General features: G+C 67.7%; 19 protein-coding genes and 1 riboswitch. Of the genes, 11 read left to right on the forward strand and 8 right to left on the reverse strand.

Going from position 1 to position 20756, the window contains the following annotated elements; translation table 11 throughout:
• From F3J14_RS24915 to F3J14_RS24925, 3 genes are all read left to right on the forward strand, one after another.
• A partial coding sequence (locus F3J14_RS24915) for a response regulator (protein ID WP_166725246.1) occupies positions 1 to 1706 on the forward strand: 1706 nt, incomplete at its 5' end.
• Positions 1703 to 2722 carry a chemotaxis response regulator protein-glutamate methylesterase gene (locus F3J14_RS24920; RefSeq protein ID WP_166725247.1) on the forward strand — a complete coding sequence of 340 codons (1020 nt, stop codon included), beginning with the start codon at positions 1703 to 1705 and terminating at the stop codon, positions 2720 to 2722. The genes F3J14_RS24915 and F3J14_RS24920, both read left to right, overlap by 4 nt.
• A gap of 60 nt (positions 2723 to 2782) precedes the next feature.
• Positions 2783 to 2886: riboswitch (Fluoride riboswitch) on the forward strand.
• A 79-nt stretch (positions 2887 to 2965) separates the two neighbouring features.
• Complete coding sequence (locus F3J14_RS24925; protein ID WP_166725248.1) at positions 2966 to 4207, forward strand: voltage-gated chloride channel family protein; 1242 nt, start codon at positions 2966 to 2968, stop codon at positions 4205 to 4207.
• Positions 4208 to 4294: 87 nt separating this feature from the next.
• On the opposite strand, the gene F3J14_RS24930 is transcribed toward F3J14_RS24925, so the two are convergent.
• Complete coding sequence (locus F3J14_RS24930; protein ID WP_166725249.1) at positions 4295 to 5008, reverse strand: riboflavin synthase subunit alpha; 714 nt, start codon at positions 5006 to 5008, stop codon at positions 4295 to 4297.
• 186 nt (positions 5009 to 5194) lie between these two features.
• Here F3J14_RS24930 and F3J14_RS24935 point away from each other — a divergent pair, with 186 nt between their 5' ends.
• Positions 5195 to 6166, forward strand: coding sequence for a phosphatase PAP2 family protein (locus tag F3J14_RS24935; RefSeq protein WP_166725250.1), 972 nt, complete (start codon positions 5195 to 5197; stop codon positions 6164 to 6166).
• Between the two features lie 80 nt (positions 6167 to 6246).
• On the opposite strand, the gene F3J14_RS24940 is transcribed toward F3J14_RS24935, so the two are convergent.
• Positions 6247 to 8109 (reverse strand): ABC transporter ATP-binding protein, encoded by a 1863-nt coding sequence (locus F3J14_RS24940; protein WP_166725251.1) that lies wholly within the window; start codon positions 8107 to 8109, stop codon positions 6247 to 6249.
• A gap of 493 nt (positions 8110 to 8602) precedes the next feature.
• Between F3J14_RS24940 and F3J14_RS24945 the strand changes: the two genes are divergently transcribed.
• Positions 8603 to 9484, forward strand: coding sequence for a Dyp-type peroxidase (locus F3J14_RS24945; RefSeq protein WP_166725252.1), 882 nt, complete (start codon positions 8603 to 8605; stop codon positions 9482 to 9484).
• A gap of 143 nt (positions 9485 to 9627) precedes the next feature.
• On the opposite strand, the gene F3J14_RS24950 is transcribed toward F3J14_RS24945, so the two are convergent.
• Positions 9628 to 10029 (reverse strand): OsmC family protein, encoded by a 402-nt coding sequence (locus F3J14_RS24950; RefSeq protein ID WP_166725253.1) that lies wholly within the window; start codon positions 10027 to 10029, stop codon positions 9628 to 9630.
• Positions 10030 to 10145: 116 nt separating this feature from the next.
• Complete coding sequence (locus F3J14_RS24955) at positions 10146 to 11066, reverse strand: LysR family transcriptional regulator (protein ID WP_166725254.1); 921 nt, start codon at positions 11064 to 11066, stop codon at positions 10146 to 10148.
• 428 nt (positions 11067 to 11494) lie between these two features.
• Between F3J14_RS24955 and F3J14_RS24960 the strand changes: the two genes are divergently transcribed.
• The 6 genes from F3J14_RS24960 to F3J14_RS24985 all read left to right on the forward strand — a co-directional run bounded on the left by F3J14_RS24960 (position 11495) and on the right by F3J14_RS24985 (position 17424).
• Complete coding sequence (locus tag F3J14_RS24960) at positions 11495 to 12556, forward strand: helix-turn-helix domain-containing protein (RefSeq protein WP_166725255.1); 1062 nt, start codon at positions 11495 to 11497, stop codon at positions 12554 to 12556.
• The gene (locus F3J14_RS24965; protein WP_166725256.1) at positions 12505 to 13821 is read left to right on the forward strand and encodes an Nramp family divalent metal transporter; all 1317 of its coding nucleotides are present in this window, start codon (positions 12505 to 12507) and stop codon (positions 13819 to 13821) included. Before F3J14_RS24960 ends, F3J14_RS24965 begins: the two co-directional genes overlap by 52 nt.
• Positions 13822 to 13902: 81 nt before the next feature.
• Positions 13903 to 14490 carry a phosphatase PAP2 family protein gene (locus F3J14_RS24970; protein ID WP_166725257.1) on the forward strand — a complete coding sequence of 196 codons (588 nt, stop codon included), beginning with the start codon at positions 13903 to 13905 and terminating at the stop codon, positions 14488 to 14490.
• A 431-nt stretch (positions 14491 to 14921) separates the two neighbouring features.
• Positions 14922 to 15710: an SDR family oxidoreductase gene (locus tag F3J14_RS24975; RefSeq protein ID WP_166725258.1), complete on the forward strand. Its 789-nt coding sequence runs from the start codon at positions 14922 to 14924 to the stop codon at positions 15708 to 15710.
• A gap of 35 nt (positions 15711 to 15745) precedes the next feature.
• Positions 15746 to 16762, forward strand: a complete 1017-nt coding sequence (locus F3J14_RS24980) for an NADP-dependent oxidoreductase (RefSeq protein WP_166725259.1) — start codon at positions 15746 to 15748, stop codon at positions 16760 to 16762.
• A 158-nt stretch (positions 16763 to 16920) separates the two neighbouring features.
• Positions 16921 to 17424: a thioesterase gene (locus tag F3J14_RS24985; protein WP_166725260.1), complete on the forward strand. Its 504-nt coding sequence runs from the start codon at positions 16921 to 16923 to the stop codon at positions 17422 to 17424.
• Between the two features lie 9 nt (positions 17425 to 17433).
• On the opposite strand, the gene F3J14_RS24990 is transcribed toward F3J14_RS24985, so the two are convergent.
• From F3J14_RS24990 to F3J14_RS25005, 4 genes are all read right to left on the reverse strand, one after another.
• On the reverse strand, positions 17434 to 18486 hold the full coding sequence (locus F3J14_RS24990) for an AI-2E family transporter (protein ID WP_166725261.1): 1053 nt from the start codon (positions 18484 to 18486) through the stop codon (positions 17434 to 17436).
• A 228-nt stretch (positions 18487 to 18714) separates the two neighbouring features.
• Complete coding sequence (locus F3J14_RS24995) at positions 18715 to 19299, reverse strand: YSC84-related protein (RefSeq protein WP_166725262.1); 585 nt, start codon at positions 19297 to 19299, stop codon at positions 18715 to 18717.
• A 76-nt stretch (positions 19300 to 19375) separates the two neighbouring features.
• A complete protein-coding gene (locus F3J14_RS25000; RefSeq protein WP_166725263.1) occupies positions 19376 to 19762 on the reverse strand; it encodes a DUF883 family protein in 387 nt (128 codons plus the stop codon).
• Positions 19763 to 20098: 336 nt separating this feature from the next.
• Positions 20099 to 20756 (reverse strand): endonuclease/exonuclease/phosphatase family protein (locus tag F3J14_RS25005; protein ID WP_348772015.1); only part of this gene is annotated, 658 nt, incomplete at its 5' end.

Raw genomic sequence — 20756 nt, forward strand, 5'->3', positions numbered from 1 at the left:
TGCTGTTGAGCCTGTCCGGCGAGTCGCTCGTCGAATCGCGCTGGCTTAAGCCGTTCGCGGAATCGATGCTGCGCGTGAAGCGCGCGCAGCGCGATGCGGCCCGCTCGCTCGATCTGCTGTACGAACGGTTCGCCGACGAGCTCGATGCGGGCGTGCTCACGTCGGTCAACGAAGTGCGGCACATGCTCAACGACCTGCAGCGTTCGCTCGCCGAGCGCATGGAAGAATTCGACCGCTTCGAGCGCCGCAGCACGCACATCGCCGAGCAGTTGTACGACGAGGCACTTCAGTGCCGGATGCGTCCGTTCGGCGACGCGACGCGCGCGTATCCGCGCATCGTCCGCGATCTCGCGCGCTCGCTCGGCAAGCAGGTGCGCTTCTCGATCGTCGGCGAAGGTACGCAGGTTGACCGCGACATCCTCGACCTGCTCGACGCGCCGCTCGGCCACCTGCTGCGCAACGCGATCGATCACGGCGTCGACTCGCCCGACGCGCGCCGCGCGCGCGGCAAGCCGGCCGAGGCGAGCGTGACGCTCGAAGCGCGCCACAGCGCCGGCTCGCTGCTCGTCAGCGTGATCGACGACGGGCCGGGCGTCGACATGGACGCGCTGCGCGCGGCGGTCGTCCGCCAGCGCCTGACCGACGACGAGACGGCCGCCCGGCTGTCCGATCCGGAATTGCTCGAATTCCTGCTGCTGCCGGGCTTCTCGATGCGCGATGCGGTGACCGACGTGTCGGGGCGCGGCGTCGGCCTCGATGCGGTGCAGGAGATGGTACGCGGCGTGCGCGGTGCGGTGCGCATCTTCAACGAGCCGGGCGCGGGCATGCGCTTCGTGCTGCAGCTGCCGCTCACGCTGTCGGTGATCCGAAGCCTGCTGGTCGAGGTCGGCGGCGAGCCGTACGCGTTCCCGCTCGCGCACGTGCGCCGCACGCTCGAACTCTCGCACGACGACATCGACGTGCTCGAAGGACAGCCGCATTTTCCGTTCGACGGCCGGCGTGCGGGCCTCGTCGGCGCGCATCAACTGCTCGATGCGGGTGAGCCCGCCGTCGCGCGCACGAGCACGGCGGTCGTGGTCGTCGGCGGCGAGCCCGAGCTGTACGGCGTCGCCGTCGATCGCTTTCTCGGCGAACGGATGCTCGTCGTGCAGCCGCTCGACAGCCGCCTGCAGAAGATCCAGAACATCGCGGCCGGTGCGTTGCTCGAGAACGGCGACCCGGTGCTGATCGTCGATGTCGAGGACCTGATCCGCTCCGTCGACAAGCTCGTGCGCGGCGGCCAGCTCGCGAAACTCACGCGCGATCCCCAGTTCGCGCGGGCCGACCGGCGCCGCCGTGTGCTCGTCGTCGACGATTCGCTGACGGTGCGCGAGCTCGAACGCAAGCTGCTGGAAAAGCGCGGCTACGACGTGACCGTCGCGGTCGACGGGATGGACGGCTGGAACGCGGTGCGCAGCGACGCGTTCGACCTGGTCGTCACCGACGTCGACATGCCGCGCATGGACGGGATCGAGCTCGTCACGCTGATCAGGAGCGATCCGGCGCTCAAGCGGGTGCCCGTGATGATCGTGTCGTACAAGGATCGCGACGAGGATCGCCGGCGCGGGCTCGATGCCGGCGCCGACTACTATCTCGCGAAGAGCAGTTTCCACGACGAGGCGCTGCTCGATGCGGTGCACGACCTGATCGGCGGGGCACGCGCATGAACATCGGGATCGTCAACGATCTGCCGCTTGCCGTCGAGGCGCTGCGCCGCGTGATCGCGCGGCGCAGCGATCACCGCGTGCTGTGGGTGGCAACCGACGGCGACGAGGCCGTGGATTTCTGCGTCGCGCATCCGCCCGACCTCGTGCTGATGGACCTCGTGATGCCGAAGCTCGACGGCGTGGCCGCGACGCGGCAGATCATGGCGCGTGCGCCGTGCGCGATCCTGATCGTGACCGCGAGCGTCAGCGCGAACACGTCGTCGGTCTACGAGGCGATGGGCGCCGGCGCGCTCGATGCGGTCGACACGCCGACGCTCGCGCTTGGCCTGCCGTCGGACGCCGCGCCGCAGCCGCTGCTCGCGAAGATCGACCAGATCGGCCGGCTGCTCGAAAGCCGGACCGCGACGCTCGTGCCGCCCGTGCCGGCGCCCGCGCGCGGCCAGCCGACGCTGATCGCGATCGGCGCGTCGGCAGGCGGGCCGACCGCGCTCACCGCGCTGCTGCGCGCGCTGCCGGCCGATTTTCCGGCCGCGCTCGTGATCGTGCAGCATGTCGACCAGGCGTTCGCGCTCGGCATGGCGGAGTGGCTCGACGGCTATACGCGGCTGCCCGTGCGCGTCGCGCGGCCGGGCGGCGTGCCGCAGGCGGGCGAGGTGCTGCTCGCGGCGTCCAACGACCACCTGTGCCTGTCGCCGCGCGGCGTGCTCGGCTACACGCGGCATCCGGCCGAGACGCCGTACCGGCCGTCGATCGACGTGTTCTTCAACAGCGTCGCCGACGGCTGGCAGGGCGACGCGCTCGGCGTGCTGCTGACCGGGATGGGGCGCGACGGCGCGCTGGGGCTGAAGGCGATGCGCGCGAAGGGGTGCTACACGATCGCGCAGGACGAGGCGACGAGCGCCGTCTACGGGATGCCGAAGGCGGCGGCGGCGATCGGCGCGGCGTCCGCGATCCTGCCGCTCGACCGGATCGCGCCGCAGCTGATCTCGCGCGTGACGCGCCTGCCGCTCGACTGACGGTGCGCGGCGGCCCGGCCGGGGCCGCATTGCGTGCGATGTGCGGCGTCGCGTACAATTGCCGCCAGCGGAGATGGCATGCCTCCCTGCGGTCGATCCCGGCGCCTGGCGTGCGGTTCGGCCCTCAACCGCCGGTTCGCCCGGCTGATGATGCCTGCGTGTTCCTGGGTCGTCAGGAGGTCGCAGGCCATCCATGCGGTATTCTGCCGCCCAGGTTTTGATGTCCTGTCGAATCTGGAAATCATGTTTTTCTCGACTTCTGCCGATTTTTTCGCGACCGTGCGCTACGTGTGCCGCTGGCTCGCGCTCTCGGCCTTGCTCGGCGCGCTGGCCGGCACGGCCTCCGCGTTGTTCCTGCTCGCGCTCGACTGGGCGACCGGCACGCGCGTCGCGCATCCGTCGCTGTTGTGGGGGCTGCCGGCCGCCGGCTTCGCGACCGGCTGGGTCTACCACCGGTTCGGCCAGTCGGTCGCGCGCGGCAACAACCTGCTGATCGACGAGATTCACGACCCGAAGGCGCTCGTGCCGAAGCGGATGGCGCCGCTCGTGCTCGTCGCGACCGTCGTCACGCATCTGTTCGGCGGATCGGCCGGGCGCGAGGGGACGGCCGTGCAGATGGGCGGCGCGCTCGCCGATCGCGTCACGCACCTGTTCCGGCTCGATCGCGAGCATCGGCGCGTGCTGCTGATGGGCGGCATCGCGGCCGGGTTCTCGTCGGTGTTCGGTACGCCGCTCGCGGGCGCCGTGTTCGGGCTCGAGGTGCTCGCGATCGGCCGCGTCCGGTACGACGCGCTGCTGACCTGCGTCGCGTCCGCGATCGTCGCGGATGTCGTGTGCCGCGCGTGGGGCGTGCATCACACCGTCTATGCGATTCCGTTCGTGCCGGCCGTGTCGGCGACGGGGCTGGCCGCGACGGTCGTCGCGGGCGTCGCGTTCGGCGTCGTCGGCCGGCTGTTCGCGTTCGCCACGCATGCGCTGACCGCGTGGTTCCGGCGCGTGGTCCGCCATGCGCCGCTGCAGCCGGTGCTCGGCGGCGTGCTGGTGGCCGTGGCGGCCACCGTGCTGAACGTGCCGCAGTATCTCGGTCTCGGGATTCCGACGATCGAGGCCGCGTTTCACGGCCCGCTGCCGGCTTACGATTTCGCGGGCAAGTTCGCGTTCACCGTCGTCACGCTCGCGTCGGGATTCAAGGGCGGCGAAGTGACGCCGCTGTTTTACATCGGCGCGACGCTCGGCAACGCGCTCGGGCAGGTGCTTGCGCTACCGGTGCCGGTGCTCGCGGGGCTCGGCTTCGTCGCGGTGTTCGCGGGGGCGGCCAACACGCCGATCGCATCCACGATCATGGCGATCGAACTGTTCGGCGCGGATGTCGGCGTGTATGCGATCGTGGCCTGCGTGGTTGCCTATCTGTTTTCCGGGCACGCGGGGATCTATCGGTCGCAGCGGGTGGCGGTGGGGAAGGGCGCGCAGGTGGAGGCAGAGTGAGGCCGGCGCGCGGGGCTGCCGGGCAGGGCGTGTCGACGCGAACCGCTACCCGGGGACCCCGCCCGTCACCGGGAACAGGGCAGCCCGTTACTGCTTCGGCAGCCGCGCGACATTCCGGGCGAGCAGTTCCTCGATGTCGATGCCCTTCTCCGCGAGCAACGTCGTGACGACGCCGGTCAGCTCCCCGAGCGTTTCCTTGACCGACTCGCGGATCGTATCCACGACGACCTGGGTGCTGCGCTCGATCTCGATATTGACCTTGTCGTCGACGCCTTTCGCGTCGAAGGTGGTGGCGCGGCGCGTTTCGGGAATCAACCAGACCTCGAACCAGCCTTCGTCGCGATTGACGTCCGACACGGTCAGGCTGCAGCCGTTGATCGCGATATAGCCCTTCGCGAAGACATAGCGTTTGAATTCGGCCGGCACGCCGATGCGGATCATCCGGTTGTGTTCGGAAGACGCGATGTGCAGGATGGTCCCCATGAAGTCGACGTGACCGGACAGCGGATGTCCGCCGATTTCCGCGCCGTCCTTCGCGGCCCGCTCCACGTTGACCCGGGCGCCGGTTGTCAGGTCGGCCAGCGTGGTGATTCTCAGGCTCGGCAACATCACGTCGAAATCGATCAGCACCGGCGAGTGGATGGTCGTTACCGTCAGGCAGACGCCGTCGACCGAGACGCTCGCGCCGATCTCGATATCGTCGGTGAAGCGCTCGGGAAATTCGATGCTGAACGTCCTCAGTTCGCCGTGATCCTTGATGGCCTTGATGACGCCAACACCCTGAACAATGCCTGTAAACATGATCTGCCTTTCGTCGCGAATTGCCTGGCCGGTATGATAAGTGATCCGGGGAGGGGGCGTCGGGGCCGGATGTGTCGGCGTCGCCTGACGGACGGCGGCGTATTATTCTCTAGCGCTGGCCGGAATACGGCACGAAGCCGCGGAGAGCGGTTGCGGGGATCGGCAGAAAAGAACGAGAAAAGGGGTATGTCGAACAAGATGCGGAAAATCTACGTGACCGCGTGGTCGGTGACCATCATGCTGATCATCGTCGACGTGATCTGGGCATGCCGCGTCGATTTCCGGATTGCGAAGGGCAGTCTGGTGCAAAGCGCCCAAATGCTGTCCGCCGTCCTTGCCGTCACCGGCGCGTCCTGGCTCGCATCGCGCCCGTCATACAAAGTGCCGGCCAGAAAGGCGTTCTACGAGAATGTCGCGCAATCGGTCCAGTGGATCGCGTTGTTGTCGGTATTCACGCATGCCGGCGCGCTCCTTCAGTATCTGGCAGTGGCAACCGATCTGCCGCTCGTGAGTGATGCGCTGGTATCGATCGATGCCGCGCTCGGATTTCACTGGCTGCAAACGTATGGATGGGTGACAGCCAATCCGGGCTGGCATGCCGTGCTCCAATTCGCGTATGCATCCGGCAGTGTTCAGCTCCTTGCGGTCCCGATCATCCTTACGCTGACGTCGAACTCGAAAGACTACGCCGAGTTTGCGGTGCAATTTATCGTCGCAGTCTTCGTGTCGATCCTGATTGCCGCCTGGCTGCCGGCCGAGAGTGCGTTTCTCCACTTCGACATTCGCGATCCCGGAACGATTTCCACCGTTTCGGACTTTGCGCCGTTGCGGAGCGGAGTCGTCCGGGAACTGGCATTCGCGTCGTCCCAGGGGCTCATTTCCTTTCCGTCGCTTCACACGATCCTTGCGCTGTGCTTCGCGTATTCGCTGCGGCATGTGCGCTTCGTCTTCCCGGTCGGGATCGTGCTGAACGGCATGATGATCGTGTCGACGCCGACGCAGGGCGGGCACTACCTGTGCGATGTGTTGTCGGGGATCGTCATCGGCGTACTGCTGATTTATCTCGTTCGCAAGTGGTTTGCAGGTCAGCGCACGGCGGAGCGCGTGGCGCCCGGCAACGTAGTCGATGACGGGCGCTACGGACCGGTGAATTCCTGACGATCGCATCGACGTCCCGCGCAGCGCATCCGGGCACGCGGCGGCGGTGCGCCGCGCGCCCGGTTGCGAACGGGTTTCCATCAAGCCCGCGCCGGCTCTCCCAGCGGCCCGGCATCGTCGTCCGCCGTGCGACGCGGCGAATCGATCAAGCCTTTCGCCAGCTCCAGCGCCTGCCGCTCGAACAACCGGCGATACGTCCCGCCGTCGATGCGGATCAGCGCGTCGTGGCTGCCTTCCTCGATCACCTTGCCGCGATCGAGCACGAGCAGGCGGTCGAGCGAGCGCACCGTCGACAGCCGGTGCGCGACGACGAGCGTCGTGCGGCCGACCATCAGCCGCTCCATCGCCTGCTGGATCAGCAACTCGCTTTCGCTGTCGAGGCTCGACGTCGCTTCGTCGAGGATCAGGATCGGTGCATCCGCGAGGAACGCACGCGCGATCGCGACGCGCTGGCGTTCGCCGCCCGACAGCTTGATCCCGCGTTCGCCGACGAGCGTGTCATAGCCGTCCGGCAGCGCGACGATGAAGTCGTGCGCGCTGGCCAGACGCGCGGCCCGCTCGATCTCCGCGCGGCTCGCGTCGGGGCGCGCATACGCGATGTTCTCCGCAAGCGTACGGTGGAACAGCACGGGCTCCTGCTGGACGATCGCGATCTGGCTGCGCAGCGAATCCTGCCGCACCTGCGCGATGTCCTGGCCGTCGATCGTGATGCGGCCGCCCGACACGTCGTACAGGCGCTGGATCAGCTTGATGAACGTCGTCTTGCCCGACCCGGAATGACCGACCAGGCCCACGCGCTCGCCGGGCGCGATGCGCATCGAGAAGTCGTCGTACAGCGGTACCGGATGATTGCCGTAGCGGAACGTCACGTGCTCGAAGCGGATCTCGCCTTGCCCGATCCGGATGGCCTGCGCGCCGGGACGATCGTCGATGCCAAGCGGCTGGCGCTCGAGCGCGACGAGCTCTTCCATGTCGTTGACCGAGCGCTGCAGGTTGCGGATATGCATGCCGACGTCGCGCAGGTAGCCCTGCAGCATGAAGAACATCGTCAGCGAGAACGCGATGTCGCCGACGCTCGCTTCGTCGTTCGCCCACAGCCGCAGCGCGACGCCGATCATCGCCGCCTGCATCGCGACGAGCATCGCCCCCTGCAGCCCGCCGTTGAGCGTGCCGCGCACCCACGTGCGGCGCGTGCGCTGACGCCACTTGCCGATCACGCGCGCGAGCCGCGCTTCCTCGCGCGTTTCCGCGCCGAACGCCTTGACGACCGCGTTGCAGCTCACCGCGTCCGCGAGTGCGCCGCCCATGCGCGTGTCCCACATGTTGCCGAGCCGCGCGGCCGGCGCGACGATGCCGAGCGACACGGCGACCGTCACCGAGATGTACAGCAGCGAACCCGCGCCGACGACGAACCCCATCACCGGCCAGTGCGTGCCGAGCAGCACGGTCGCGCCGACGAGCATCGTGACCGACGGCAGCAGCGCGATCAGCACCGTGTCGTTCAGCAGGTCGAGCGCCCAGATCCCGCGCGTGATCTTGCGCACGGTCGACCCCGCGAAACTGTTCGCGTGCCAGTCGGTCGAGAAGCGCTGCACGCGATGGAACGACGCGGCGGCGATCTCGCTCATCATCTTCAGCGTGAGCGTGATGATGTTCAGGTAGACGCCTTGCCGCAGCAGCGTCGCGGCGATGCCGAGCGCGGCCAGCGTGCCGAACGCGGCGACGGCCGAATGCCACGCGGCGGCGCGGTCGGTCAGGCCGGTCGACAGCGCATCGACGAGGCGCCCGGCGAACAGCGGCGTGAGCACGTCGGCGAGCGCACCGAGCAGCGCCAGTGCGGTGATCGTCGCGATACGCACCGGCTGCTTGCGCCAGTAGCGGAAAGTGAAGCCGAAGACGGCCTGGAATGCCTGGCCGCCCAGATGGGTGGTTTTTCTGGTCATGTGTCGTTGCCCGGCGCATCGCGCGACGGGACTTTCCGGTTCGGAGAACGTCGAAAACGCAACAGCCGGGCCGCGCGGACGACGCGGGCGGAATGAAACGGGCTGTCGGGAAAGTGCGCGGGCCGGCGGGTCAGCGGAGAACCCGGGAGCCGGCGCGGACGACGGGCTGGATCAGCCGCGTCGTGGGACCACGTTCGGGAAGGCTGCTGGCATTCGGAACATCTGCACCTCCCTGAAGTGAACGTTGAAAGGACATCGAAAAGACGTGTAGGGATTTTATCAGCAGTGCCGGACTCGCTGCAACGTCTGACGAATGCGGCGTTGCAGCGTCGATACGGTCGGCATGCCGCGTGTCGGCCCTTTTCCCCGTGCACGTTCCGCGGTGCAGTGCTGCACAGGAAAAGGACCGGCGGCGCGCATCGATTACACTTTGCGGTTGCGCGCCGGCCGCTGCGGCCCCGCGGATTCACCCCGATACATTCCTGAGGAAACGATGAGCGACGTTCAGCAAGGCATCCTGGCTCCGATCGACACGGCGGCCCGATACCTCACTTTCACGATTTCGAACAACGCCAATGTGGCAACGGCGCTGAAGGCATTGCGCGAGCTCGTCGACGGGCGCGGCACGGTCGCCGGCTTCGGGCATGCGCTGGCCGCGCACCTCGGGCGCCCGGTGCCGGGCCTGACCGAATACCCGGCATTCGCGGTGAACGACCGCACGCTGCCGATCACGCCGGCCGACGTATGGGTCTGGCTGCGCGGCGACGATCGCGGCGATCTCGTGCTGCGCGCGCGGGCGATCGAGCGGGCGCTCGCGCCGGCATTCGCGCTGCAGGACGCGGTCGACGGGTTCCGCTATTCGAACGATCGCGACCTGTCGGGCTACGAGGACGGCACCGAGAACCCCACCGGCGACGACGCGCTCGCCGCGGCGATCGTCACGGGGCAGGGCGCCGGGCTCGACGGCTCGAGCTTCGTCGCGGTTCAGCAATGGCTGCACGACTTCGACCAGATGGAACGCATTGCGTCGGGCGACATGGATCACATCATCGGGCGCCGCCGCACGGACAACGAGGAGCTTGACGACGCACCCGAGTTCGCGCACGTGAAGCGCACCGCGCAGGAGAGCTTCGAGCCGGAGGCGTTCATGCTGCGCCGTTCGTCGCCGTGGTCCGATGCGCGTCGCGCAGGGCTCTACTTCGTCGCGTTCGGTTGTTCGTTCCGCGCGTTCGACGTGCAGATGCGCCGGATGAGCGGCGCCGACGACGGTATCGTCGACGGCCTGTTCCGCTTCACGCGGCCGCTGACGGGCGCGTATTTCTGGTGCCCGCCGGTGAAGGACGGCAAGCTGGACCTGTCCGCGCTCGGACTGTAAGCGCCGGACGATATCCGCAAACGGGCGGGCCGCGCATCGTGCGCGGCCCGCCCGTTTTGTTTGTCATGCGTCGATCGCGTGCGGCGCTGCGGTGCGAATCCCGTCCGACCCCGCCCGCCCCCGCACGCCCGGCACGGCGCGCGTCAGTTCAGCGTCGTTTCGATGCGCGTGCCGCGCTTGATGAACAGCGTCACCGGCGTCTTCTCGCAGATTTCCGCGAGACGCTGGCGCTGCGCGTCGTCGAGCGGACCATCGAGCGTGACGGTGCGGCGCACGTATTGCTGGCCTTCGCGATCGGCGTGCAGTTCGGTGCGCACGTCGATGCGCACGGCCGGCCACGTCTTGCGCTGCATGTACATGCGCAGCGTGGCGGCCGTGCATTGCGCGAGGCCGGCGAGCAAGAACTCGAACGGCGCCGGCCCGAGGCCCTGGCCGCCTTCGCGCGGCGCTTCGTCGCCGGTCAGCGCATGCGTGCCGGCCTGCAGCTGGACGACGTAGTTGGGCGCGTCGGCGGCGAGGGTAGCGGCAGCGTGGATGAGCGGCATGGCAAGTCTCCGGTAAGCGGGAAAGAGGGGCCGCGACGATGCGCGGCGTACGAGCCGTCAGCATACCGTCCCGGCGGAAACCGCGGGCGCTGCGAGCTTCGAGAGGCTCGACGGGATCAGCCGGCGACGCCGGCAGTCCTGCGCACGAGCGTGGCGACGCGTTCGCGCACCCACTGATGCGCGCGGTCGGTCTCGCGCGATTCGTGCCAGTACGCGAGCAGGGGAAACGGTTTGAGCCGCAGCGGCAGCGGCTGCACGGCGACCGGCAGCAACGCCGCCATGCGCAGCGCATACGAGCGCGGCAGCGTCAGCAGCAGGTCGCCCGCCGCCGCGATCTGGCAGGCGGCGAAATAATGCTGGCACACGAGCTGGATGTGCCGGAAGCGTCCGTCGTTGCCGAGCAGCACGTCGAGCGATTGCGGTTCGCCGAGCGGCGACACCGCGATATGCCGCGCGGCGAAATAGTCGGCGCGCCGCAGCGGGCCGCTCGTGAGCGGATGATCGTGCCGCATCGCGACGACGAGCGAATCGTCGAGCAGGTGTTCGGTCGCGATGCGCGGGCCGGTTTGCACGCGTCGATCGACGGCGAGATCGAGATTGCCCGACGCGAGTTCGCGTTCGATGTCGTGCACCGCGACGCGGCGGCTCACGAATCGCAGGCCGGGCGCTTCGTCGGCGAACGCGGCGATGATCTGCGGCAACGCGATCGATTCGAGCACGTCGCGAATGCCGACCGCGATGCTCAGGTCGAGCGTCGCCGGGTCGAACGCCGACGGGTCGCGCGCGGTGCGCTGCAGCCCGGCGAGGTGAAGCTGCACGTCCGCGATGATCGCGCGCGTGCGCTCGGTCGGTACGACGCGGTTGCCCTGGCGGACGAACAGCGGGTCGTCGAAATGCGCGCGCAGCCGGTTGAGCGCATGCGTGACGGCCGGCTGCGTCAGGTGCAGCGCGCGGGCGGCCGCGCCGATGCCGCCGTTCACGTAGACGGCGTCGAGCACGCGGAACAGGTTCAGGTCGAGACGATGATCGGCGGGCACGGACGAAATCGGCGTGGTGGACGTTGAGCGATTCTAATGGACGCGCGGACAACGGAACGCCGGGGCGTGCGTGCGTTCATTCGCACCGGCGTTGCCGCGAATATCGCCAGGATCGACAAGGCCGCGCCCGTCGCACGCCCGCGCCTTGCATGCGTATTTCCGCGCGGCTACACCAGCGGCCGGCGACAGCCTGTAGTAATCCGCCATCATGCTGTCACAGTCGGCCATTTCGCGCCAAATAGAGGACCCCTTCGGCTAAGATGCCGTCGCTTCATATTTTGAGATAGCCGTCCTGTCGCACGTGTCCAAACCAAATATAAGCCTGACAGTTCGACGGTAATACAAGAAGTCGAAACAGTCCGGGGGCTTGGTCAGTGGAAGCAGCAGATCAGAGATGGGTCGTTGTTTATTTGAGTACGGGGTTTTCTTTGGCCCAGGCCGCGCGTCTCGGCGAGGCCTTCAACCTGGCGAATCGCCTGCATGCGCTCAGTGCGGATTACCAGTTGAAGTACGTATCCGAAAGCGGGGGACTGCTGCAGTCGTCGTCCGGCGTGCAGATCGCCGCCGATGCGCTCGGCGACGAGCACGGCCATCGTGCGCGCGCGTTCTTTCATCTTCACGGTGATCGCGCGTCGGTCAACTGGAGCGATGCGTTGCGCCGCCGCCTGACCGACATTCATCGGCATGCGCGCTGGATCGTCGATGCGATGGACCTGTCGACGCTCGCGGCGTCGCAGCGGCAGACGGATGCCGGTCAGCCGCGAACGGATCGCACTCGCGGCGCGGCGGCCACGCTCGAACCGCAGGGCGGCGAGGCCGACGTGTTCGCGGCCGTGCTCGACATGTTCCGCGCCGATCTCGGCGACAGCGCCGCGCAGGAGATCGCCAGCAACCTGATGCGGCCGGTCGAGCAACGCTATACACAGTCGATGTGGGCGTTTCGCGAACTGAGCGCGAGCCCGTCGATCCGGATGTCGGCGCAGCGGCTGCGCGCGCAGAGCGCGAACCGCATTTCGATCGCGGAAGTCGCGCGGACGGCCGCGATGAGCGAGCGCAATTTCCTGCGGCGCTTCAAGAAGGAAATCGGCGTGACGCCGACCGAATTCGTGCAGCACGTGCGGCTCGAGCGCGCCTGCCACATGCTGATCCACACGACGCTGCCGGCCGACAAGGTCGCGCGGCGCACGGGCTTCGGCAGCGGCGAGCGTCTGGCGAAGCTGTTTCGCCAGCGTCTCCTCATGTCGCCGACCGAATATCGCATCGCCGAGCGCGAGCGGATCCTGACAAACGGCGCCGGGGCGCCCGATCCGCAGCCCGCGCCGCAGCCCGCGAAAGCCGACGGCGAGCGGGCGAGCCGGGGCGGGCGCGCCGAGCCGCGCGGGAAAATGGAGCGGAAGACCGTAAAATCACCGTGTCGCGATCACGATCCCCGGTTTCCATGCCCTTGCTCCCCACTACCGCCACCGCCCCCTTCTGCCCGTCGGAAGTAAAGGGCAGCATCACGATCGACGCCGGCGCGTCGCGCTGGATGAAGCTCAAGCGCTTCTTCGGCCCGGGCCTGCTGGTCGCGATCGGCTATATGGATCCCGGCAACTGGGCCACCGACATCCAGGCCGGCTCGCAATTCGGCTATTCGCTGCTGTGGGTCGTCGCGTTCTCGAGCCTCGCCGCGATCTTCCTGCAGATGCTCGCCGCGCGGCTGGGCCTCGTCGCGGGCAAGGATCTCGCGCAGGCCAGCTACGATCGTTACGGCCGCTTCGGCCGCGTCGTGCAGTGGGTGACCGCCGAGGTGTCGATCATCGCGTGCGACATCGCCGAAGTGCTCGGCTGCGCGCTCGCATTCAAGCTGCTGCTCGGCGTGCCGCTCGCGTGGGGGATCGTGCTGACCGCGCTCGACACGGTGATCGTGCTCGGGCTGCAGGGCAAGGGCGTCCGGCAGATCGAGGCGATCGTGCTCGGGCTGATCGCGACGATGGCGTTCTGCTTCGTCGCGCAGGTCGCGATCACGCCGCCCGACTGGCATGCGGTCGCGAAGGGGCTCGTGCCGGGCAACCCCGGCCACGACAGCAAGGACGCGATCGTGCTCGCGCTCGGCATCGTCGGCGCGACGATCATGCCGCACAACCTGTATCTGCATTCGTCCGTCGTACAGACGCGCCATGTGGTCGGCGGCGCGCGCGGCCTGATTCGCGACACGCTCGCGCTGGTGCGGATCGATACCTGCGTGTCGCTGTTCGTCGCGATGCTCGTGAATGCGGCGATCCTGATCGTCGCGGGCGCGGCGTTCCATGCGACCGGCCAGCACGACGTCACCGACATCGAACAGGCGTACCGGCTGATCACGCCGATCGCGGGCGGCGCGGCCGCGCTGCTGTTCGGCATCGCGCTGCTCGCGTCCGGGCAGAGCTCGACGCTGACCGGCACGATCGCCGGCCAGGTGATCATGGACGGCTTCCTGCACACGAAAATCCCGTGCTACCAGCGCCGGCTGATCACGCGCGGGCTCGCGCTGGTGCCCGCGCTGATCGGCGTGCTGTGGCTCGGCGAAGGGTCGGTCGGGCAACTGCTCGTCTGGAGCCAGGTGCTGCTGAGCCTGCAACTGCCGTTCGCGATGTGGCCGTTGATCCAGTCGGTCAGCGACCGCAACATGATGGGCGAGCATGCGATCGGCCGCAAAATGCAGGTCGCCGCATGGGCGCTGTTCGTCGTCATCACCGGCACGAACCTGCTGCTGATTACGGGTGTCGCGGGCTGATACAGGCTGTCACAGGCTGAAACAGGCCCGTCGCGCGCTTGCGTTAAACTGCGGCCTTTCGCTAGCCGTTCGATGTTTGTCATGTGGAGTGAAATCAGCAACCTCGGCGACGCCGCGCTGACCCTGCCGGTCGCGCTGACCTGCGCGGTCTGGCTCGCGCTGTCCAACTGGCGGCTGGCGGTGCGCTGGATCGTGCTGCTCGCGGCCGGCATGAGCCTGGTCGGGGTCACCAAGATTCTCTATGCGGGCTGCGGTGTCGAGATCCCGCAGTTCGATTTCCGCGTGATCAGCGGCCATACGATGCTGTCGACGTCCGTGTGGACCGTCGCGCTGTCGATGCTGTGGCAGGCGTTCCGTCCGGGCAAGGCGCCGGGCGTGGCGGCCGGTCTCGCCGTCGGCGCGGTGACGGCCGCCGCGCGCGTGTTCGACCATTCGCATACGATTCCCGAAGTCGTCGTCGGCTGGCTGCTCGGCGCGCTGGTCGCGCTGGTGTTCCTGCGCGCGTATGTCCGCACGCACAAGCTCTCGTTCTCGCCGCGCATCGCGGCCGTCTGCCTGTTGCTCGTGTCCGGCATCGCGTACGGAAATCGCGCACCGTTTCAGCAGATGATCGACACGCATTCCCCGCAGGTCTGCGCGTTCATGCGCACGTCCGGCGACGGGTTCTGACGACGACTGGTTTCGGGGCATCGATGCCCTGATGCTGGATGCGGTCGTCGTCGCGGCGGCTGCCTGCGCGTTATTCCTTGTCCATTCGTTCCCTGTCATCGGCACACGCCCGCGTGCGGCCTTCGCCACATCGGTATTCGCGGTGATCGGCCGCGCTGCGCTAGCGCCTGCGCGTCGCGCCGGTCGCGGCTGCGAAGGCCATGAGCCGTGTCTATGACCGGGCATTACGAATATTCATTACATCGATTGGCGGCAATCGCGTACGCTGGCGTTCGTTCGATCGGGGCCTGCAGCGGCGGCCTGCCCGATTGGTCCGGCGCGGTGCGGCCGGGTCGCTATACTCGCGCAAACGGCGCGGCCGTCGGCCGGCGCACGGCAACCGCCGTCGCGGCACCGGTCCGCCACGACGATTCACGATAGGAGCAGGTCCCATGACAGTCGTTTCCTCGCGCCTCGCAGGCAAGTGCGCGTACATCACGGGCGCCGCCGGCGGCCTCGGCCGCGCGATCGCGCGCCGGATGGTCGAGCAGGGCGCGCGCGTGTTCCTGACCGACATCGCCGACGCGGCGGTGCTCGACGCCTTCGCGCACGAACTCAATGCGGGGCACGCGACGCCGGTCGCGTTCGCCGCGACGCAGGACGTGCGCGACGAAGCGCGCTGGCAGGCGCTGCTCGCGCAGGCGGTCGATGCGATGGGCGAGCTGTCGGTGCTCGTCAACAACGCGGGCGTCGGCTCGATCGGCTCGCCCGCGCAGATCGAGCTGGACGAATGGCGGCGCGTGATGGCGATCAATGTCGAGAGCATCGTGCTCGGCTGCAAGCATGCGCTGTCGTATCTGGCCGAAAGCCATCCCGCATCGATCATCAACATCTCGTCGGTCGCCGCGTTCAAGGTCGAGCCGGATTTCACCGCGTACAACGCGTCGAAAGCGGCGGTCGCGTCGCTGACGAAGTCGGTCGCAATCGACTGCGCGCGCCGCGAGCTCGACGTGCGCTGCAACTCGATTCACCCGGCGTTCATTCGCACGGGGATCGTCGAGCCGCTGTTCCAGTCGCTCGGCGAACGCGATGCGACGCGCAAGCTCGCGCGCGGCATTCCGCTGCGCCGGCTCGGCGATCCGGACGACGTCGCGCATGCGGCCGTCTATCTGGCGTCGGACGAAAGCCGGTTCGTGACGGCCGCCGAACTCGTGATTGACGGCGGCATGTGCGCGGTCTGACGCGCAATCGATAACACCAACCGGAGGAGAACATCGTGTCGACACCCGTGAACCGCCAGCTGCTGCTGAAGACGCGCCCGGAAGGGCGGGTCGGCCGCGAACACTTTTCGCTCGTCGAAACACCCGTGCCGGCGCTCGCCGACGGCGAAGTGCTCGTGCGCGTGCTGTATCTGTCGATGGATCCGACCAACCGCGTATGGATGAGCGACGTGCCGCAATACCTGCCGCCCGTCGCGATCGGCGAGGTGATGCGCGCGCTCGGCATCGGGCGCGTGGTGGCGTCGCGCCACGCGGGTTTCGCGGAAGGCGACCTCGTGCAGGGGCTCGTCGGCTGGCAGGACTATGCGGTCATCGCGGCCGACCAGGCCGCGCAGCTCGTGAAGCTGCCCGCGCAGTCGGGCCTGCCGCTGCCGACGCTGCTCGGCGCGTGCGGGATGAGCGGCCTGACCGCGTACTACGGGCTGACCGACATCGCGCCGGTGCAGCCCGGCGAGACGCTCGTCGTGTCGGCGGCGGCCGGGTCGGTCGGCTCGATCGCCGGCCAGATCGGCAAGATCCACGGCGCACGGGTGGTCGGCATCGCGGGCGGCGCGGACAAGTGCCGCTACCTGACCGAGACGCTCGGCTTCGACGCGGCTGTCGACTACAAGGCCGACGATTTCCGTGAGCAGTTGAAGGCGGCGACGCCGGACGGCGTGCACGTGAACTTCGAGAACGTCGGCGGCGAAGTGATGCGCGCGGTGCTGTCGCGGATGGTGATCGGCGGGCGCGTCGCGTTGTGCGGCGTGATCTCGAACTACAACAGCGGCCGCGCGGCGGACGACGTCGGCGTGCTGATCTCGAAGCGCATCACGATGCGCGGCTTCCTGATCCTCGACTACCGCAAGAGCCGCGAAGCGGTGCAGACGCTCGCCGGCTGGCTGCGCGACGGCCGCCTCAAGGCCGAGGAGACCGTGGCCGACGGGCTCGAAAACGCCCCCGACGTGCTCAATCGCCTGTTCGACGGCGACCATCGCGGCAAGCTCGTGCTGCGCGTCGATCCCGACGCGTGAGCGCCCGCGCGCTTTGAGTTCGCACAGGCGGAAATAGATTTAGGACTTGTCCCATATATTGTTTCGGTTGCTCTCCTTACAGTAGTCGCCAGCAAACGGCGGCGTGACATGCGCGTCACGCCGCCGTTTTTATTGGCGCTGCGAGAAGGGAGGGAAACATGCGAACGAAGGCAACGCACGCGGCATCGGCGGTGATGCGCGATCGAACGATGCGGCGCATGTGCGACAGGCTGCGAGTCATCGCAGCGGGGATCGGCATCGCATGCGCGATGTCGGGTGCCGGCGCGGCCGGGCACGCGAATGGGGATGGCATCGTGCGATTCACGGGCGCGCTCGTCGATCTGTACGACGTGACATTCGACGCGCCGTCGATCGAAGCGGCGGACACCGCGACGGCGGCGACGCTCCGGTTCGATGCGCACGGCCGGCACCTGCCGGGTGCGCACGTGGCGCTCGTGAGGCCGGACGGCGAGCCGCTTGTGCAGTCTGCGGGAGCGGAGATTCGCGCGACCTGGCGCGATGCACGCGACGATCGAAGCGTGCCGCTCGTATCGGGGCGAGCTCATCGCATCGGCCCGCATGGCGGCGTGATGACTGTGGCAGGGCCGGAAATGAAAACGGGCGCCGTGGCGCCCGTCGTGATCAGGATTCGTCATCCGTGACGCGCGGAGTCATTCTCCCTGTTCGGAGCGCGCGTAGATGTCCCAGCTTGCCATGAACAACGCGGCGACGAGCGGCCCGATCACGAAGCCGTTGATCCCGAACAGCGCCATCCCGCCGAGCGTCGAGATCAGCACGACCCAGTCGGGCATCTTCGTGTCCTTGCCGACGAGGATCGGGCGCAGCAGGTTGTCGACGAGGCCGATCACGCCGACGCAGAACGCGACGAGGATCACGCATTTCCAGATCGCGCCGATCGCGAGGAAGTAGAGCGCGGCGGGTATCCACACGAGGCTCGCGCCGATCGCCGGCAGCAGCGACAGGAACGCCATCAGCGCGCCCCACAGCACGACGCCCTCGATCCCGAGGATCCAGAAGATCAGGCCGCCGAGCGCGCCCTGCACGAGCGCGACCGCGATATTGCCTTTCACGGTTGCGCGCACCACCGTCGTGAACTTCGCGAGCAGCAGGTTCTTGTGCTCTTCGTCGAGCGGTATCGAGCGGCGCACGCGGCGGCCGATCTCGCCGCCGTCGCGCAGCAGGAAGAACACCATGTACAGCATCACGCCGAAGCTGACGACGAACTGGAACGTGTTCTGGCCGATGCTGAGCGCCTGGGTCGCCGCGAACTGGCTGATCTGCGCGGCGCCGTCGGTCAGCTTCTTCTGGATGCCGGGGATGTTGGACAGCCCGTATTTCTGCAGTAGGCTCTGGATCGACGTCGGCAGCGCGTGAATGATGTCATGGAAGTACCGCGAGTAATTCGGCTGCGCGTCCTTCAGTTCCTGGTACACGTACGCGATTTCCTGCACGAGCGTCGCCGTGACGAACACGAGCGGCAGGATCACGATCAGGATGATCAGCGACATCGACACGAGCGCGGCGAGGTTGCGCCGCTTGCCGAAACGCGCGGCGAGCCAGCGCTGCACCGGCTGGAACAGGATCGCGAGAATGGTGCCCCAGAAGACGGCGCCGGAGAACGGCGCGAGTATCCAGCACAGTCCGACGGTGACCGCGAACAGCAGGAAATAGAAGAATTTTTGGTGATCGTGTCCGCTATCCATGGATGGTTCGCGCAGATTGATGCCTGGTTTGATTGAATCTCGTCGCCTCGGGCGCGATCGGCTCGCGAACGTCACGGGTTCGCGGCGAAGCACGCTGCAGGCGGCCCGACCGGCAGTATGCCCGCAAAGGTGTCGCCATCATAGCCGCTGCGCGCGGCGCACGCGAAAACGCCGCGGCCGGAGCCGCGGCGTTGGCGGGAACGGACGCGGCGGCGCCGCGCCGGATCGTCAGATGTTGAGCCGGGTGATCTTGGTGCCGTTCACCGACAGATCGCCCATCAGGCCGGCGTTGGTCAGCACCAGTACCTGGACCGGTGCGGTGGCCGTGTTGGAATCGATCGCGCCGTTCGCGCCGACCTTCACGACCGCGACGGAGGCGTCGGCGCCAGCCGACCAGCCTTCGGACTTGCGGAACGAGTCGAGCGCATCCTGCGTCATGAACAGGAACACGATCGCCTTCGATTGCGCGCCGGCCTGCAGGCCGACCGACAGCGACGACGTGTTGTAGTAGCCGACGGTGTTGCCGCCGACACGCAGTGCGCCGTTGCCGGACTGGCCGCCGACGATCAAGCCGGCCTGCAGCACGTGCGGGAACACGAGCACGCCGCGCGACTTCGCGACGAGTTCACGCGAGCCAGGCACGGTCGAATAGAGGCGCGACAGCGTCGCGTTCACGCTCGCGTCGATCGACTGGCGTTTCGACGCGCTGGCTGCCGCGTTGTCGGGTTTGTCGGACGTCATGGTGCAACCGGCAAGGGCGAGACTGCCGAGCATGACTGCGGTGGCGGCTTTCAGGGCGAGGGATTTCTGCATGGCGATTCTCCTTCGTTGTCGGGTTGAGGACGGACGGTCCGGGCAGGGGTGCGGGCAGCGGGGCGACCGGCCCCGTTCAACGGCGGGAAAGGAGCAGGCCGGCGGCGAACGCGAGGCCCGCGACGACGCCCGCGGTCTGCCACGGGTTCTCGTGCACGGCTTGCGACACGCGTTCGGCCGAATCGCGCAACCGGGCGGCCGCGCTGCCCGACGCGTGGTCGAGCGTGCTGCGCGCTTCGTCGAGCCGCGCCTGCACACGCTTGCGCAGCGCGGCGATATCGCCGTCGCCATCGTTCTTCAGCAGGTCTTCCAGTTCATCGACCAGCCCGCGCAGATCGTCGGTCACGTCCGCATGCAGGTCGCGGGCGGCCGAGCGCGTCGTGCGTCCGACGCGCCGGCCGGTGCGACGGATTTCGGACAGACCGCGGTCCAGCTTGTGTTCGATCGAGTCAGTGAGCGCCATGGTGTTTATCCTCCTTCGATTTGATTTACAGGCCAATTTGAAGATAAGACGAATCCCAGCAACCAGTGTGATTCAAATCAGCCAATTGAGTTTCGAGACAAATTTTCAATTCGTCGGCAAGATCCCCCGGAAGCACCGCGCGATGGGGTGAGGCGGCGGTTGAAAAAATTTCGAGATCGGGCGAAGCGACATAAAGGAGACCATTGCCCGACGTAAAAGCCCGGTAAATATGGCGTCGCCCGGCCTGCCAGGTAAATAGTGCCGTTGCACGCGTTCTGTTGATGCAATTGCACTAATTGCCATTCTTTCGTTGAGCAGGGTTTGTGCCCGCGGTGCTCAGGTGGCACCTTCCTCCAGTGCAAGGTCGATGACGACGGGATCGTGATCCGACGAACGGTATGCATCGGGTGCGTAATAGGCGGCCTGTTGCGCCGGGGTTTTGTAATCGGGCACGGATTGCAGTGCAATCGGTTCATCGGCGTTGATATGCCAGACATGCACGGCTTTCACGCGGGCGGCGAGCGGCGGCGTGGCCAGTGCATGGTCGAGGTTGCCCGCTTCGCCGCGGAATACATAGGAGTAGCCGGCATTGCCGACGAAGCGGGCGACGAGGTTGGCGTAGCCGCGCGATTCGAGCGCGCGCAGCGGGTCTTCCTTCGCGTAGCTGTTCAGATCGCCGATCAGCAGCACGCCGTCGGCCGCGGCGCCGGTCGGCGACGTGGCAAGCCAGGCGGCGACGCGTTCGGCCGCGCGCGTACGGGTCGCATTCCAGCAGCCCTGGCCGTCCGACTGGTCGAGATCCGGGCCCGTGGCGTGCGGGCAGTTCTTCGACTTCAGGTGATTGACCGCGACCGTGAACGCGCGGGTGCCGCCGATGCGACGGAACGTCTGCGCGAGCGGTGGGCGATTCCGGCCGTCGAGCGCCACCGTCGCGGCGCGCCCGACGGGCTCGATCGTCCGGCTGTCATACAGCAGCGCGACCGAGCCCGTCGGG

It is taken from the genome of Burkholderia sp. Tr-862, assembly GCF_011753085.1.
GTDB lineage: Bacteria > Pseudomonadota > Gammaproteobacteria > Burkholderiales > Burkholderiaceae > Burkholderia > Burkholderia ambifaria.

Excerpts from the sequence above, each read along its gene's own strand:
- F3J14_RS24920 (WP_166725247.1), top strand. The coding sequence starts at position 1,703 with ATGAACATCGGGATCGTCAACGATCTGCCGCTTGCCGTCGAGGCGCTG.
- F3J14_RS24925 (WP_166725248.1), top strand. The coding sequence starts at position 2,966 with ATGTTTTTCTCGACTTCTGCCGATTTTTTCGCGACCGTGCGCTACGTG.
- F3J14_RS24930 (WP_166725249.1), bottom strand. The coding sequence starts at position 5,008 with ATGTTTACAGGCATTGTTCAGGGTGTTGGCGTCATCAAGGCCATCAAG.
- F3J14_RS24935 (WP_166725250.1), top strand. The coding sequence starts at position 5,195 with ATGTCGAACAAGATGCGGAAAATCTACGTGACCGCGTGGTCGGTGACC.
- F3J14_RS24940 (WP_166725251.1), bottom strand. The coding sequence starts at position 8,109 with ATGACCAGAAAAACCACCCATCTGGGCGGCCAGGCATTCCAGGCCGTC.
- F3J14_RS24945 (WP_166725252.1), top strand. The coding sequence starts at position 8,603 with ATGAGCGACGTTCAGCAAGGCATCCTGGCTCCGATCGACACGGCGGCC.
- F3J14_RS24950 (WP_166725253.1), bottom strand. The coding sequence starts at position 10,029 with ATGCCGCTCATCCACGCTGCCGCTACCCTCGCCGCCGACGCGCCCAAC.
- F3J14_RS24965 (WP_166725256.1), top strand. The coding sequence starts at position 12,505 with ATGCCCTTGCTCCCCACTACCGCCACCGCCCCCTTCTGCCCGTCGGAA.
- F3J14_RS24970 (WP_166725257.1), top strand. The coding sequence starts at position 13,903 with ATGTGGAGTGAAATCAGCAACCTCGGCGACGCCGCGCTGACCCTGCCG.
- F3J14_RS24975 (WP_166725258.1), top strand. The coding sequence starts at position 14,922 with ATGACAGTCGTTTCCTCGCGCCTCGCAGGCAAGTGCGCGTACATCACG.
- F3J14_RS24985 (WP_166725260.1), top strand. The coding sequence starts at position 16,921 with ATGCGAACGAAGGCAACGCACGCGGCATCGGCGGTGATGCGCGATCGA.
- F3J14_RS24990 (WP_166725261.1), bottom strand. The coding sequence starts at position 18,486 with ATGGATAGCGGACACGATCACCAAAAATTCTTCTATTTCCTGCTGTTC.
- F3J14_RS24995 (WP_166725262.1), bottom strand. The coding sequence starts at position 19,299 with ATGCAGAAATCCCTCGCCCTGAAAGCCGCCACCGCAGTCATGCTCGGC.
- F3J14_RS25000 (WP_166725263.1), bottom strand. The coding sequence starts at position 19,762 with ATGGCGCTCACTGACTCGATCGAACACAAGCTGGACCGCGGTCTGTCC.